The organism is Psychrobacter sp. GW64-MNA-CIBAN-0177 (assembly GCF_040309585.1).
GTDB classification, from domain to species: domain Bacteria; phylum Pseudomonadota; class Gammaproteobacteria; order Pseudomonadales; family Moraxellaceae; genus Psychrobacter; species Psychrobacter okhotskensis.
Genome location: NZ_JBEOOY010000105.1, coordinates 1 through 312 on the forward strand (window position 1 = coordinate 1; position 312 = coordinate 312).

Genomic DNA, 312 nt, shown 5'->3' on the forward strand with positions numbered 1-312 from the left:
CCGTTTTTACCACGCACACTATCGATATAACCAAGTTGCCCCAATTGATGAATAATCTTGGTTAAATGACTTTTAGAGATGTTATAACTATTAGCAATATCACTGATATTCGCCAATAAATACGGATCGGGTTTAGTCGCCAAATAAATCAAAGAGCGTAGTGCATAGTCACTATAATTGGTTAATCTCATCTAAAACCTCTCTTTTTTTATACTTTTTAATAACGCCACTCGCTGTGCAAAAGAGTCTTAATAATCGTTCTCGCCTCGGTTTGCGGCTTCCGTTATTGCTTCGACTTGCTCACCGTTGCCC

1 protein-coding gene is annotated in these 312 nt (G+C 38.5%); it reads right to left on the reverse strand.

Annotated features, from left to right (window positions below):
- Positions 1–191, reverse strand: a 191-nt coding sequence (locus AAEY79_RS14370; protein WP_352288944.1) for an Rrf2 family transcriptional regulator, incomplete at its 3' end; no start/stop codon positions are given.
- Positions 192–312: the final 121 nt, after the last annotated feature.